The 13302-nt window shown below is 61.2% G+C and carries 16 protein-coding genes; 13 read left to right on the forward strand and 3 right to left on the reverse strand.

Annotated features, from left to right (window positions below):
- Nucleotides 1-40 precede the first annotated feature (40 nt).
- From yajC to LJX93_RS04245, 4 genes are all read left to right on the forward strand, one after another.
- Entirely contained in the window at nt 41-376 is a 336-nt protein-coding gene (gene yajC / locus LJX93_RS04230; protein ID WP_027595530.1) for a preprotein translocase subunit YajC, read from the forward strand.
- A gap of 64 nt (nt 377-440) precedes the next feature.
- Complete coding sequence (secD, locus tag LJX93_RS04235) at nt 441-2303, forward strand: protein translocase subunit SecD (RefSeq protein WP_033701200.1); 1863 nt, start codon at nt 441-443, stop codon at nt 2301-2303.
- 10 nt (nt 2304-2313) lie between these two features.
- Nucleotides 2314-3222: a protein translocase subunit SecF gene (gene secF / locus LJX93_RS04240; protein ID WP_047583875.1), complete on the forward strand. Its 909-nt coding sequence runs from the start codon at nt 2314-2316 to the stop codon at nt 3220-3222.
- Between the two features lie 120 nt (nt 3223-3342).
- Nucleotides 3343-3891 (forward strand): glycine zipper 2TM domain-containing protein, encoded by a 549-nt coding sequence (locus tag LJX93_RS04245; RefSeq protein ID WP_033701198.1) that lies wholly within the window; start codon nt 3343-3345, stop codon nt 3889-3891.
- Between the two features lie 55 nt (nt 3892-3946).
- On the opposite strand, the gene LJX93_RS04250 is transcribed toward LJX93_RS04245, so the two are convergent.
- Nucleotides 3947-5374 (reverse strand): class I adenylate-forming enzyme family protein, encoded by a 1428-nt coding sequence (locus LJX93_RS04250; protein ID WP_227696780.1) that lies wholly within the window; start codon nt 5372-5374, stop codon nt 3947-3949.
- A gap of 339 nt (nt 5375-5713) precedes the next feature.
- On the opposite strand from LJX93_RS04250, the gene LJX93_RS04255 reads away from it, so the two are divergent.
- Nucleotides 5714-6430 carry a LuxR family transcriptional regulator gene (locus LJX93_RS04255; RefSeq protein ID WP_050506134.1) on the forward strand — a complete coding sequence of 239 codons (717 nt, stop codon included), beginning with the start codon at nt 5714-5716 and terminating at the stop codon, nt 6428-6430.
- Nucleotides 6431-6433: 3 nt separating this feature from the next.
- Here LJX93_RS04255 and LJX93_RS04260 read toward each other — a convergent pair whose 3' ends face one another.
- Nucleotides 6434-6664 (reverse strand): hypothetical protein, encoded by a 231-nt coding sequence (locus LJX93_RS04260; protein ID WP_027595536.1) that lies wholly within the window; start codon nt 6662-6664, stop codon nt 6434-6436.
- Nucleotides 6665-6856: 192 nt separating this feature from the next.
- On the opposite strand from LJX93_RS04260, the gene LJX93_RS04265 reads away from it, so the two are divergent.
- Complete coding sequence (locus tag LJX93_RS04265) at nt 6857-7396, forward strand: acyl-homoserine-lactone synthase (RefSeq protein WP_271909879.1); 540 nt, start codon at nt 6857-6859, stop codon at nt 7394-7396.
- 123 nt (nt 7397-7519) lie between these two features.
- Here LJX93_RS04265 and suhB read toward each other — a convergent pair whose 3' ends face one another.
- Nucleotides 7520-8338: an inositol-phosphate phosphatase gene (gene suhB, locus LJX93_RS04270; RefSeq protein WP_033701193.1), complete on the reverse strand. Its 819-nt coding sequence runs from the start codon at nt 8336-8338 to the stop codon at nt 7520-7522.
- Nucleotides 8339-8489: 151 nt separating this feature from the next.
- On the opposite strand from suhB, the gene trmJ reads away from it, so the two are divergent.
- The 7 genes from trmJ (at nt 8490) to hscB (ending at nt 13282) form a co-directional block, all read left to right on the forward strand.
- On the forward strand, nt 8490-9245 hold the full coding sequence (trmJ, locus tag LJX93_RS04275) for a tRNA (cytosine(32)/uridine(32)-2'-O)-methyltransferase TrmJ (protein ID WP_033701191.1): 756 nt from the start codon (nt 8490-8492) through the stop codon (nt 9243-9245).
- Between the two features lie 3 nt (nt 9246-9248).
- Nucleotides 9249-10034, forward strand: a complete 786-nt coding sequence (cysE, locus tag LJX93_RS04280; RefSeq protein WP_033701190.1) for a serine O-acetyltransferase — start codon at nt 9249-9251, stop codon at nt 10032-10034.
- 179 nt (nt 10035-10213) lie between these two features.
- A complete protein-coding gene (gene iscR / locus LJX93_RS04285) occupies nt 10214-10705 on the forward strand; it encodes a Fe-S cluster assembly transcriptional regulator IscR (RefSeq protein ID WP_027595541.1) in 492 nt (163 codons plus the stop codon).
- Nucleotides 10706-10752: 47 nt separating this feature from the next.
- On the forward strand, nt 10753-11967 hold the full coding sequence (locus LJX93_RS04290) for an IscS subfamily cysteine desulfurase (RefSeq protein WP_033701189.1): 1215 nt from the start codon (nt 10753-10755) through the stop codon (nt 11965-11967).
- A gap of 46 nt (nt 11968-12013) precedes the next feature.
- Nucleotides 12014-12400: a Fe-S cluster assembly scaffold IscU gene (gene iscU, locus LJX93_RS04295; protein ID WP_003248539.1), complete on the forward strand. Its 387-nt coding sequence runs from the start codon at nt 12014-12016 to the stop codon at nt 12398-12400.
- A gap of 28 nt (nt 12401-12428) precedes the next feature.
- Nucleotides 12429-12752, forward strand: a complete 324-nt coding sequence (gene iscA / locus LJX93_RS04300) for an iron-sulfur cluster assembly protein IscA (RefSeq protein ID WP_033701188.1) — start codon at nt 12429-12431, stop codon at nt 12750-12752.
- A gap of 8 nt (nt 12753-12760) precedes the next feature.
- On the forward strand, nt 12761-13282 hold the full coding sequence (hscB, locus tag LJX93_RS04305) for a co-chaperone HscB (RefSeq protein ID WP_033701187.1): 522 nt from the start codon (nt 12761-12763) through the stop codon (nt 13280-13282).
- Nucleotides 13283-13302: the final 20 nt, after the last annotated feature.

Raw genomic sequence — 13302 nt, forward strand, 5'->3', positions numbered from 1 at the left:
GTCAGCACTTAAATATTAAAACTCAGTAATGGAGTGCCTCATGAGCTTTCTGATTCCCGCCGCTTACGCGGACGCAGCAGCACCTGCCGCCGGCCCAGCCGGTACCGGTTTCGAGTGGATCTTCCTGGTCGGCTTCCTGGTCATCTTCTACCTGATGATCTGGCGTCCACAGGCCAAGCGCGCCAAAGAGCAGAAGAACCTGCTGGGCAACTTGCAAAAAGGTGACGAAGTTGTCACCAACGGCGGCATCGCCGGCAAGATCGTCAAGGTCACCGATGATTTCGTGGTGCTGGAAGTTTCCGACACCGTCGAGCTGAAGTTCCAGAAGGGCGCCATCGCCGCGACCCTGCCAAAAGGTACGCTCAAGGCTATCTGAGTTACCGGTTTTATTTTTCCAGTCGGGGCGCGCAACGCGCCCCGCGTCTTGAACGGGCGGCGTGATGCTGAACAAATACCCTCTGTGGAAATACGCACTGATCCTGCTGGTACTGGCGATCGGTTTTATTTATTCCGCTCCCAACCTCTACCCGGATGATCCGGCGGTGCAAGTCAGTGGTGCCAGTTCGGCGCTGCAGGTAAACCAGGCCGACCTCGATCGCGTCTCCAAGGCGCTGACCGATGCCGGTATCACCGTCAAGGGCGCCAGCCTGGGTGAAAAGGGCAGTGCGCTGATTCGCCTGACCAACCAGGAAGACCAGCTTCCAGCCAAGGATGTAGTGCGCAAGGCACTGGGCGATGATTACGTCGTGGCCCTGAACCTGGCCCAGACCACTCCGCAATGGCTGCGTAACCTGGGTGCAAGCCCGATGAAACTGGGCCTGGACCTGTCCGGTGGTGTGCACTTCCTGCTGGAAGTGGACATGGACAAGGCCATGACCGCCCGTATGAAGGTGTATGAAGGGGAGGTCAAAACCCTCCTGCGCAAAGAGCGCATCCGCTACCGCAGCCTGCCTCAGCAGGATGGCGGCATCATGCTGGGCTTCGCTGACGATGCAACCCGCGAGCAGGCACGTGCCCTGATCCGCAAGAATTTCTCCGATTTCGACCTGACTGCCACCGAGCGCAATGACCTCGCCGTGCTGCGTCTGGCGCTGACTCAGGCGAAAGTCGCCGAGATCCGCGAATACTCGATCAAGCAGAACCTGACCACCGTGCGCAACCGCGTCAACGAGCTGGGCGTGGCCGAGCCGCTGGTTCAGCGTCAGGGCGCCAACCGTATCGTGGTCGAGCTGCCAGGCGTGCAGGACACTGCCGAAGCCAAGCGTATCCTCGGCAAGACCGCTAACCTTGAGTTCCGCTTCGGTGCCGAACCTGGCGCGTCCAAGGCAACCACCGAGGTCTTCGAGTTCCGCGAGGGCGGCCGCTCCGCCCCGGTCGAGCGTGGCCTGATCATCACCGGTGACCAGGTTACCGACGCCCAGGCCAGCTTCGACGAGCACGGCCGCCCGCAAGTGAACATCCGCCTGGATGGCCACGGCGGCGAGCTGATGAGCCGCGCCACGCGCAGCAACGTCGGGCGCAGCATGGCGGTGATCTTCATCGAGCAGAAGCCGGTCACCCGCTACGTCAAGCAGACCGTCGACGGCGTCGAGAAGGAAGTGCCGGTACAGAGCTTCCAGGAAGAGAAGAAGATCATCAGCCTGGCGACCATTCAGTCGCCGCTGGGTAGCCAGTTCCGCATCACCGGCCTGAACGGCCAGGGCGAATCGTCCGAGCTGGCCCTGCTGTTGCGTGCCGGTGGTCTGGCTGCGCCGATGTATTTCGCTGAAGAACGTACCATTGGCCCAAGCCTGGGTGCGGACAACATCACCAAGGGTATTGATGCGTCGCTGTGGGGCATGCTGTTCGTCTCGCTGTTCATCATCGCCATCTACCGCGGCTTCGGCGTGATCGCCACCATCGCCCTGGCGGGCAACATGGTCTTGCTGCTGGCGCTGATGTCGCTGCTGGGCGCGACCCTGACCCTGCCGGGTATCGCGGGTATCGTGTTGACCATGGGTATGGCGGTAGACGCCAACGTGCTGATCTTCTCGCGTATCCGTGAGGAGCTCAAAGCCGGCATGTCGGTGCAGCGCGCCATCCATGAAGGTTTCAACCGCGCCTTTACCGCGATCATCGACGCCAACCTGACCAGCCTGCTGGTCGGCGGCATCCTGTTCGCCATGGGTACCGGCCCGGTCAAGGGCTTTGCGGTCACCATGTCCCTCGGGATTTTCACCTCGATGTTCACCGCCATCATGGTGACCCGCGCAATGGTCAACCTGACCTGCGGCGGGCGTGACATCAAGAAGCTGTGGGTTTGAGGGAGCTGCGATGAAAACCATCAACTTCATGGGCGTGCGCAATGTCGCGTTCGCCATCACTGTGCTCCTCACCGTCCTGGCGCTGTTCAGCTGGTGGCAGAAGGGCCTGAACTTTGGCCTGGACTTCACCGGCGGTACGCTCATCGAGCTGACCTACGAGCGCCCGGCCGACCTCAAGGCGGTACGTGCCGAACTGGTCAACTCCGGCTTCCACGAGGCCGTGGTGCAGAGCTTTGGCGCAACCACCGACCTGCTGGTGCGTATGCCGGGCGATGACCCGCAACTGGGCAGCAAGGTAGCCGAGGCACTGCAAAAAGCCGGCGGCGACAACCCGGCCACGCTCAAGCGCGTCGAGTTCGTAGGCCCGCAGGTGGGTGAAGAGCTGCGTGACCAGGGTGGCATGGGCATGCTCCTGGCCCTGGGCGGCATCCTCATCTACCTGGCCTTCCGCTTCCAGTGGAAGTTCGCCGTGGGCGCGATCATCTCGCTGATCCACGACGTGGTGGTGACGCTGGGTATCCTGTCGTTCTTCCAGATCACCTTCGACCTGACGGTATTGGCGGCGGTGCTGGCGATCATCGGTTACTCGCTCAACGACACCATTGTCGTATTCGACCGGGTGCGTGAGAACTTCCGTGTGATGCGCAAGGCGTCGCTGATCGAGAACATCAACGTCTCGACCACCCAGACCCTGCTGCGTACCATCGCCACCTCGGTGTCGACCTTGCTGGCCATCGCCGCACTGCTGTTCTTCGGTGGCGACAACCTGTTCGGCTTCTCGCTGGCGCTGTTCATCGGGGTCATGGCCGGTACCTACTCGTCGATCTATATCGCCAACGTGGTACTGATCTGGCTGAACCTGAACAGTGAAGACCTGATTCCGCCAGCCAAGACCGAAGGCGTGGACGAGCGTCCGTAAGGGCTTTTCCTACGCCGTTTGGCGAATCAAGAGGCGCGAGTATTGAACTCGCGCCTTTTTTTTTGCTCCAAGGCAGGGAGAAGGCGGGCTATGTCCCGCAGGGAAGATCAGGAGGTTCAGGTGAATAAATCAATGCTGGTGGGTGCGGTACTGGGTGCTGTCGGTGTAACTGCCGGAGGTGCTGTGGCGACCTACAGCTTGGTGAACAAAGGGCCGGAGTACGCCCAGGTCACCGATGTGCAGCCGATCAAGCAGCAGGTCAAGACACCGCGTGAGGTCTGCAAGGACGTCACCGTGACGCGTCAGGCGCCGGTCAAGGACCAGCACCAGATCGCCGGTACCGTCGTGGGTGCCCTGGCCGGTGGCCTGCTGGGTAACCAGATTGGTGGTGGTACCGGCAAGAAGATCGCCACCGTGGCCGGTGCGGTCGGTGGTGGCTATGCCGGTAACAAGGTGCAGGAAGGCATGCAGCAGCGTGACACTTACACCACGACGCAAACCCGCTGCAATACGGTCAATGACATCAGCGACAAGGTCGTTGGTTATAACGTGAAGTACACCATTGGTGACCAGGCGGGGCAGGTGAAGATGGACCGCGAGCCGGGCTCGACCATCCCCCTGGACAAGAATGGCAAGCTGATTCTCAGTGACAACCAGGCCGGGCAGTAAAGCTCACATTGGCCAGTTTGAGGAGGCGGGCTGGCGAGCCCGCTCCCAAGCCGGTCTAGCGTAGTTGTTGCTGCGCGCCTAGCTGCTTGCGAAGCCGGACGCGGTCCGGCTTGCCGGTCGGCGTCATGGGTATCCGTTCAAGCACTGCGATATTGGCACTAATGCCCAGGCGTTCCAGCCCCCCGGTCAGTTTCGCCAACCGCTCATGTGCGTCAGCCGTGTTGCCTTGCACGATCACATGGGCGCGCCGGCGATCCTGCTCCTCTACCAGTACCACCACGCGCTCGAACTTCATGGCCTGTGCGATCTGCGCTTCCAGGGCGGGGGCAAACTGCATGCCTTGTTGCGTGAGCAGGGCATCCGTCGCGCGCCCCAGCGGCATCAGGCTGCCGTCGGCAAGGCGCCGGGCGATATCGCCGGTGGCATAGGCCTGGTCCTCGCAAGGGATCGGTGCAGGTGGGAAGTACCCCGAGCCGCGGTGCGTGGAGCGGGCGATGATTTCGCCTACTTCCGGTTGCGCGGGGTCCAGCGGTTCCAGCGTCACCTCGACATCACCTACCGGGCGCATGCCACAGCCGACCTGCAGGCTCGGCGTGAAGTTTGCCAGGACCATGCCGAACTCCGTCGAGCCGTAGATCCTTTTCAGGTGCACGCCCAGGTGGCGCTCGCTTTCCAGCACCACATGGTCGTCCAGGTAGGCGCCGCCGCAGAAAGGTTTGCTCAGTGCTGGCAGGCGGATGCCGGTGTTCTGTGCGGCCTGTGCCAGCTCCAGGTACTGCGACGGCAGTGCGCTCATCACGCTGATGCGCTGTTCGTGCAGGGTGCGCAGGGTGTGCTCAACCTGGGTCGCATCACCCAGGTACAGCGTCGCACCCGTCAGCAAAGCCGGGAATACATGCAGGTCTACTGCATGCCCGCCATCGAGGCTATGGATATTCAGGTAGCGCGCACCGGCGTCCAGGCCGGCGCTGTCTACCCAATGCATGATTTCACGGTACAGCCGGTCCTGGCGCCACAGCGCAAGTTTGGGTGCGCCGGTGCTGCCTGAGGTTTCCTGCATGCGCATCAGCCCGGCGCAGTCGCGCCACGCTGGGGTCTTGAGGTTGACAGGTGTGGGCGAATAGAGGGTAAAGCCTGGTACACCAAGGCCCGCCGGCACTATGCCGGCTTCGGTGATCAGTAGGGCGGCGCCGACCTGGCCCAGGCGCATTGCCCGCTGGTGTGTGCTGCTGGCCACGCTCACGGGGCAGTGAATCAGCCCCAGGCTTGCCATGGCAAACAGCAGCGCCACATAACCGGTACTGTTGCCCAGTTGAGTGGCTACCACATCACCTTCGCGCAGGCCTGCAGCATGCAGCCTGGCGCGCAACTGGTCGATGTCCTGCAGCAGTTCGCCGTAGCTGCGGGTTTTGCCATGGCTGTCGACGACCGCCGGGTAGTCGCGATGGCGCGCAACCATGCTGAAGAACTGTTGCTGGAACATGCAGGAGGGCTCCTTGTGGGTCAGCCGAAATACAGCTTCAGGTGTTTTCCCGTGCCGTCCATGTGCATCGTGGTGCTGCCTGCCGGTGCAGGCTGGTGCCACGCTAGTAAATAGGCTGCGCGCAGCGCCTGGTACCTCCCAGAACAGGGAGGTTGTGGCGGGTTGGGCAACTGACTAGTGTCTGCGACCGCTTGCTTCTCGTCGGCGAGCACTCTATGCACGTTGATTTCAATGTGCCATGTAACTATCTTATCGACCCACCTGAATGAGGGAGTCGATATTCCCTCGCGTGTTGTCTCGCCATGAGACCACCGTCAAACGGTGCCTACGAGGAAGGGAATGACCCTACTGGTAATGGATGAGCTGCTGCGACTCAGCGAAATGGAGCGCTTTGAGGACTGGCTGGCTCACCTTAAAATCCTGACCCGCAAGCTGGGATACTCGAACTTTCTGATCGGTCTCAAGCCTGCGCCCACTGACGCCAATCAGCAGGTGCTGATCTACAGCGACTACCCTGATGCGTGGCGCACACGTTACGACGCCGAGTCCTACGCTGCGGTCGATCCGGTGGTTCAGCACTGCCTGAACGCAAACCGGCCACTGCTCTGGGACCGGGACAACTACCGCCGTCCCTCAGAGTCGGAATTCTTCGAAGAAGCCGCCGCACATGGCTTGCAGCAAGGCCTTGCGCTGCCCTTGCATGGTCCGCGCGGCGAGGCGGGCATGCTCTGCCTGAAACCCTCTGAAAGTGGTCCGCAAGCGACTGCTACGATGATCGAGTCCTTGCCTACGGCGACCCTGCTGCGCGATTACGCGATGGAGGGGATGCTCAAGGCACGCATCGAATGCTCCACACCCGTGCACCTGACGAGCCGGGAAAAAGAGGTGCTGCAGTGGAGCGCAGCAGGCAAGACCACCTGGGAAATCTCGATGATTCTGTCGTGCACGACCTCGGCCATCGACTTCCACTTCAAGAACATCCGCCGCAAGTTCCAGGTCAGCTCGCGCCAGATGGCGGTGCTCAAAGCCATCCAGCAAAAATCGATCACGCCCTGAGTGTCACTGCGGGCGTTGGGCCAGGTCGCTTTCCTCCAGGCGACCGCTGAGGTAAAGGCGCAGCAGGATATACACCGGGGCGGGCACTTGACTGGTGCATTCGATGCGGCTGGCGCAGGCCTGGCTGATGCCGAACCTTGACCAGAATTCGGTCTGGCTCTGCTTGAGGCCCAGGCGCAGGCTGATGGCTTGATGGGCGACCTCGCGCACAGCTGAGGTATTGAGTAGCTTCATCGGGAATCAATCCTGCAAAAGCCGAAAAATTAACAAGTCTGGTTAATGTCGGCCACCTCCCAAATTAGGTAGGATTTTATTTAACCGGCATGAATATACCGTGGGTGGCAATTCAAACCCCTGCCGGTAATTGCCCCTATGCTTATCTCCATTGATCGCCGCACTAACATCGACCCGCAAGCGCTGAATGCCATGCATAAACTTCGGGCACGTATCTTCAAAGTTAAAAAGATGTGGGACATCCCGCTGATCAATGACATGGAGATCGATGGCTACGATGCGCTTGACCCCTATTACATGATCATCAACCGCGATGACGAGGCGGGGTATGTCTGTGGGTGCTGGCGGATACTGCCGACCACGGGCCCGAACATGCTGGCGCATACCTTTCCCGAACTGCTGCATGGGCATCCTGCACCGTGCTCCGACGCCATCTGGGAGCTGAGCCGCTTTGCCATCGAGCTGCCGGACGGCAATCGGTTCGGCTTCTCCCAGGGCACCACGCAGGCTATTCATGCGATTGTCAGCTATGCCATCGGCTGTGGCGTGAAACAGTTCGTCACGGTGACCACGGTGGGGGTCGAGAAAATGTTGATCCGCCTGGGGTTGGATATCAGCCGCTTCGGCCCGGCGTTGCAAATTGGTGTCGAGCGTGCGGTGGCGTTGCGTATCGAGTTGAATGAGAAGACGACCTCGGCATTGGAGGCGGCCATCAAGAATAACTGCCATTGAATAGGCCGCGGCTGCCGTGCGGCTGTTATATCAATACGTTGTAAGGCTGGTGAAGTGTCGAGCACAATACGTCGCCATAAAAAAAGCACCCCGAGGGGTGCTTCTTTATAACGCCAACGGTACTTAGCGCTTCATGCTCTCTGGCAGGTGCGGCTGGATAGCCGTCAGTACTGCCTTGAAGCACTTGATGTTGCCCGCGACGATGTGGCCCTTGTCGAGGAAGTCGTGGCCACCGTTGAAGTCGCTTACCAGGCCGCCTGCTTCTTGAATCAGCAGTACGCCTGCAGCCATGTCCCACTCGGACAGGCCCGACTCCCAGAATGCATCGAAGCGGCCGGCGGCGACGTAAGCCAGGTCCAGGCTGGCGGAGCCTGCGCGGCGGATGCCTGCAGTCTGGCCAGTCAGGGCGCGGAACATGCCCAGGTAGTTGTCCAGGTCGGCCATCTGGCTGTCACGGAACGGGAAACCGGTGCCCAGCAGGGCGCCTTCCAGGCTGGTGCGCGAGCTGACGCGCAGGCGGCGGCCATTGAGTTGGGCGCCACGGCCACGGCTGGCGGTGAATTCTTCCTGGCGAACCGGGTCGAGAACCACAGCGTGCTCAAGGCGACCACGGTATTTGCAGGCGATGCTGACAGCGAAATGAGGGATGCCGCGCAGGAAGTTGGTGGTGCCGTCCAGTGGGTCGATGATCCACAGGTAGTCCTTGCCTTCTTCGCCGGTGCCCGCGTGCATGCCGGTCTCTTCACCCTGGATGGAGTGGTTCGGGTAGGCCTTGCGCAGGGCGTCGACGATTTTCTGCTCGGCGGCGCGATCGACTTCGGAAACGTAGTCCTTGGCCTCTTTCTCATCGACCTTGATGCTATCCAGGCGTTCGATGGAGCGGAAAATCAGTTCACTGGCGCTGCGAGCGGCGCGCAGGGCGATATTCAGCATAGGCTGCATGGGCGGGTCACCTGGAGATGTTAAAGAAGAAAGCCGATCATTCTAGCAGAAAACTTTGACGGCAGAAGTGTCACATTTGCTTTCATGGCGTTACGTCTGTCGGTTCTGTAAGATCGAAGGCCCTGATATCTGCCTCTGAGAGCACAACACCGTGCTGCAAAATATTCGTGTTGTTCTGGTCAATACCAGCCACCCCGGCAACATCGGCGGCGCTGCGCGTGCCATGAAAAACATGGGCTTGTCGCGTCTGGTGCTGGTGCAGCCAAAAGCGTTTCCCGATGCCGAAGCCAGTGCCCGGGCCTCGGGCGCCGACGATGTGCTGGGTAACGCCCAGGTTGTCGACAGCCTTGAGCAGGCGCTGGTCGGCTGTAACCTGGTGATGGGTACCAGTGCCCGCGAGCGCAGCATCCCCTGGCCATTGATCGACCCTCGCGAATGCGGGGCCAAGGCTGTGGAGCATGCGCTGGGCGGCGAGGAAATCGCCCTGGTGTTCGGTCGCGAACACGCTGGCCTGACCAACGACGAACTGCAGCGATGTCACTTCCACGTGCACATTCCCTCGAACCCCGACTTCAGCTCGCTGAATCTGGCCGCCGCGGTCCAGGTGCTCTCTTATGAGGTGCGCATGGCCTGGCTGGCAGCCGAGGATGCCCCGGCGAAAGTCGAGAAGGCCGACGCCAGCGAGCTGGCGACCATGGACGAAATGGAGCTGTTCTACGACCACCTGGAAAAGACCCTGGTGGACATCGGCTTCCTTGACCCCGAGAAGCCCAAGCACCTGATGGCGCGCCTGCGTCGGCTGTACGGGCGCAGCTCGGTGAACCGTCCGGAAATGAGCATTTTGCGCGGCATCCTCACCGAGACCCAGAAAGTGGCTCGGGGCGAACCGCATAAAAGGAAGGACTGACAGATGTTCGAACGCCTGCGTGAAGATATTCAAAGCGTATTCCATCGTGACCCGGCAGCGCGCAACGCCTTCGAGGTGCTGACCTGCTACCCGGGCATGCATGCCATCTGGCTGCACCGGCTGGGCAATGCCTTGTGGACGCGTGATTTCAAGTGGCTGGCCCGGCTGGTGTCGAACTTCGGGCGCTGGATGACCGGGATCGAGATCCACCCTGGCGCCACCATTGGCCGGCGTTTCTTCATCGACCATGGCATGGGGATCGTCATCGGCGAGACTGCCGAGATCGGCGACGACGTCACGCTTTATCAGGGTGTGACCCTGGGCGGCACCAGCTGGAATAAAGGCAAGCGCCATCCGACCCTGGAAAACGGCGTGGTGGTGGGGGCGGGGGCCAAGGTGCTGGGCCCGTTCACCGTCGGTGCCGGGGCCAAGATCGGCTCCAATGCGGTGGTGACCAAGGCCGTGCCGGCGGGGGCGACCGCAGTGGGTATCCCGGGCCGCATCATCGTCAAGAGCGAAGAAAACGAAGTCGAAGCCCGGCGCAAGGCCATGGCCGAGAAGATCGGTTTCGATGCGTATGGCGTCAGTGGCGACATGCCAGACCCGGTCGCACGTGCCATCGGGCAGATGCTCGACCACCTGCAAGCGGTGGATGAGCGCCTGGAGGGCATGTGCGGCGCGCTGACCAAGATGGGCAGCGACTACTGTGCCAAGGAGTTGCCGGCACTGCCGGAGGATGACTTCACCGAAGCTGCCCAGGCCGCCCAGCGCGACACTCAGTCGCATTGATCGCGTCGCGCTGAAGCCGTGGTGACATACGGGGCGTGTGCTCACGCCCCTCGTCTGCTACAATCGCGCCCGCCTCCCGACGTAAAACCCGACTAAAGCAGTAGGTCTAATAGTTGACTTAAATGCTCGGGAATCGCATACTCGCTCACATCCTGTAACTCCCGTGGTACCCAATAGCCATGCGACTGACTACTAAAGGCCGATACGCCGTGACAGCCATGCTCGACCTGGCGTTGCACGCGCAGCATGGGCCCGTGTCTTTGGCCGACATTTCCGAGCGCCAGGGCATTTCCCTCTCTTATCTGGAGCAGCTGTTCGCCAAGCTGCGCCGCAGCAGCCTGGTATCCAGTGTGCGCGGTCCAGGCGGTGGCTATCAGCTGTCGCGGGGCATGGAAACCATCCAGGTGGCTCAGGTCATCGACGCGGTCAACGAATCGGTCGATGCCACCCGTTGCCAGGGCCTAGGGGATTGCCATGCCGGTGATACCTGTCTGACCCACCACCTGTGGTGCGATCTCAGCCAGCAGATCCATGAATTCCTCAGCGGCATCAGCCTGGCCGACCTCGTCAAGCGCCGTGAGGTGCAGGAAGTTGCCCAGCGCCAGGACCTGCGTCGTGTCGCAGGCCGATCCGCCCAGTTGGACAAGATTGAGACGTCCGCCGTCGACTGACCTTTATAACAGCGACGAGCGACGCCACCGCCTGATAGGAGATATCCATGAAGTTGCCGATCTACCTCGATTACTCCGCGACCACCCCGGTCGACCCACGTGTCGCCCAGAAGATGGCCGACTGCCTGCTGGTCGACGGGAACTTCGGTAACCCGGCTTCGCGCTCCCACGTCTTCGGCTGGAAAGCCGAGGAAGCGGTCGAGAACGGTCGTCGCCAGGTCGCCGAACTGATCAACGCCGATCCGCGTGAAATCGTCTGGACCAGCGGTGCCACCGAGTCCGACAACCTCGCTCTCAAAGGTGTCGCGCACTTCTATCAGACCAAGGGCAAGCACATCATCACCTCCAAGATCGAGCACAAGGCGGTCCTGGATACCGCTCGCCAGCTCGAGCGTGAAGGTTTCGAAGTCACCTACCTGGAGCCAGGCGAAGACGGCATCGTCACCCCGGCCATGGTCGAGGCCGTGCTGCGCGACGACACCATTCTGGTCTCGCTGATGCACGTCAACAATGAAGTCGGCTCGATCAACGACATCGCCGCCATCGGTGAGCTGACCCGCTCGCGCGGCGTTCTGTTCCATGTCGACGCGGCCCAGTCGGCCGGCAAGGTCGAGATCGATGTGCAGAAGCTGAAGGTCGACCTGATGTCGTTCTCGGCGCACAAGGTCTACGGCCCCAAAGGCATCGGCGCACTGTACGTCAGCCGCAAGCCGCGTGTGCGCCTCGAGGCAATCATTCACGGCGGTGGCCATGAGCGCGGCATGCGTTCGGGCACCCTGCCAACCCACCAGATCGTCGGCATGGGCGAGGCGTTCGCCATCGCCAAGCAAGAGATGGCCAGTGAAAATGTGCGCATCAAGGCCCTGAGCGACCGCTTCTTCAAGCAGGTTTCGGACCTCGAAGAGCTGTACGTCAACGGCAGCCAGACCGCCCGTGTACCGCACAACCTGAACCTGAGCTTCAACTACGTCGAAGGCGAGTCGCTGCTGATGTCGCTGAAGGACATCGCGGTATCGTCCGGTTCGGCCTGTACCTCCGCTTCGCTCGAGCCGTCGTACGTACTGCGCGCTCTGGGCCGCAATGACGAGCTGGCGCACAGCTCGATCCGCTTCTCCTTCGGTCGCTTCACCACTGAAGAAGAAGTCGACTACGCCGCGCAGAAAGTCTGCGAGGCCGTTAACAAACTGCGTGAGCTGTCGCCGCTGTGGGACATGTACAAAGACGGCGTTGACATCTCCAAGATCGAGTGGGCCGCCCACTAAGCAGTCGCCGGCAAGAGCGGCTCCCTGATGAGGAAGGAATTGCACCATGGCATACAGTGAAAAGGTCATCGACCACTACGAAAACCCGCGCAACGTCGGCAAGATGAATGCCGAGGACCCGGATGTCGGTACCGGCATGGTCGGCGCGCCGGCCTGCGGTGACGTGATGCGTCTGCAGATCAAGGTCAACGAGCAGGGCGTCATCGAAGACGCCAAGTTCAAGACCTACGGCTGCGGTTCGGCCATCGCCTCCAGCTCCCTCGCCACCGAGTGGATGAAGGGCAAGACCCTGGACGAAGCCGAAACCATCAAGAACACCCAGCTGGCCGAAGAACTGGCGTTGCCGCCGGTCAAGATCCACTGCTCGGTACTCGCCGAGGATGCCATCAAGGCAGCCGTACGCGATTACAAGCAGAAGAAAGGCTTGATCTAAGTCGCCTGTTGCGAGGTAAGGAGTTCTGATGGCTATCAGCATGACAGAAGCCGCCGCCAACCATGTGCGGCGTTCCCTCGAGGGGCGCGGCAAGGGCGAAGGTATTCGCCTGGGCGTGCGCACCACCGGTTGTTCGGGCCTGGCCTACGTGCTGGAGTTCGTCGACGAGCTGGCTGACGAAGACACGGTGTTCGAGAACCATGGCGTCAAGGTGATCATCGATCCCAAGAGCCTGGTGTACCTCGACGGCACCGAACTGGACTTCGTCAAGGAAGGGTTGAACGAAGGCTTCAGGTTCAACAACCCCAACGTGCGCGGTGAGTGTGGCTGCGGCGAAAGCTTCAACGTTTGAGGCTGGCTGTGGGTACTCCTTGTCATTTCGCACTGTTTGACCTCCAGCCAAGCTTCCGCCTGGATCTCGACAAGCTGGCCACTCGCTACCGCGAGCTGGCCCGCGAAGTCCATCCTGATCGCTTTGCCGACGCCTCCGAGCGTGAGCAGCGCGTAGCGCTGGAAAAATCCGCAGCCCTCAACGACGCCTACCAGACCCTGCGTAATGCGCCGCGCCGAGCCCGCTACCTGCTGGCCATCGGTGGCCATGAAGTGCCTCAGGAAGTCACGGTCCACGACCCCGACTTCCTGTTGCAGCAGATGCAGTTGCGCGAAGAGCTCGAAGAGCTGCAGGACGAAGCCGACCTTGAGGGTGTCGGCGTGTTCAAGAAGCGCCTCAAGGTCGCCCAGGACACGCTGAACGAGGACTTCGCCGCCTGTTGGGACGTTGCAGACGAGCGCGAGAAGGCCGAGCGCCTGATGCGCCGCATGCAATTCCTCGACAAGCTCGCCCAAGAAGTGCGCCAACTGGAAGAGCGCCTCGACGATTAACCCGGTGTCTTTCGTGATGA

The sequence above is a fragment of the Pseudomonas sp. HN2-3 genome (genome assembly GCF_020691745.1).
In the GTDB taxonomy this organism is placed as follows: domain Bacteria; phylum Pseudomonadota; class Gammaproteobacteria; order Pseudomonadales; family Pseudomonadaceae; genus Aquipseudomonas; species Aquipseudomonas capeferrum.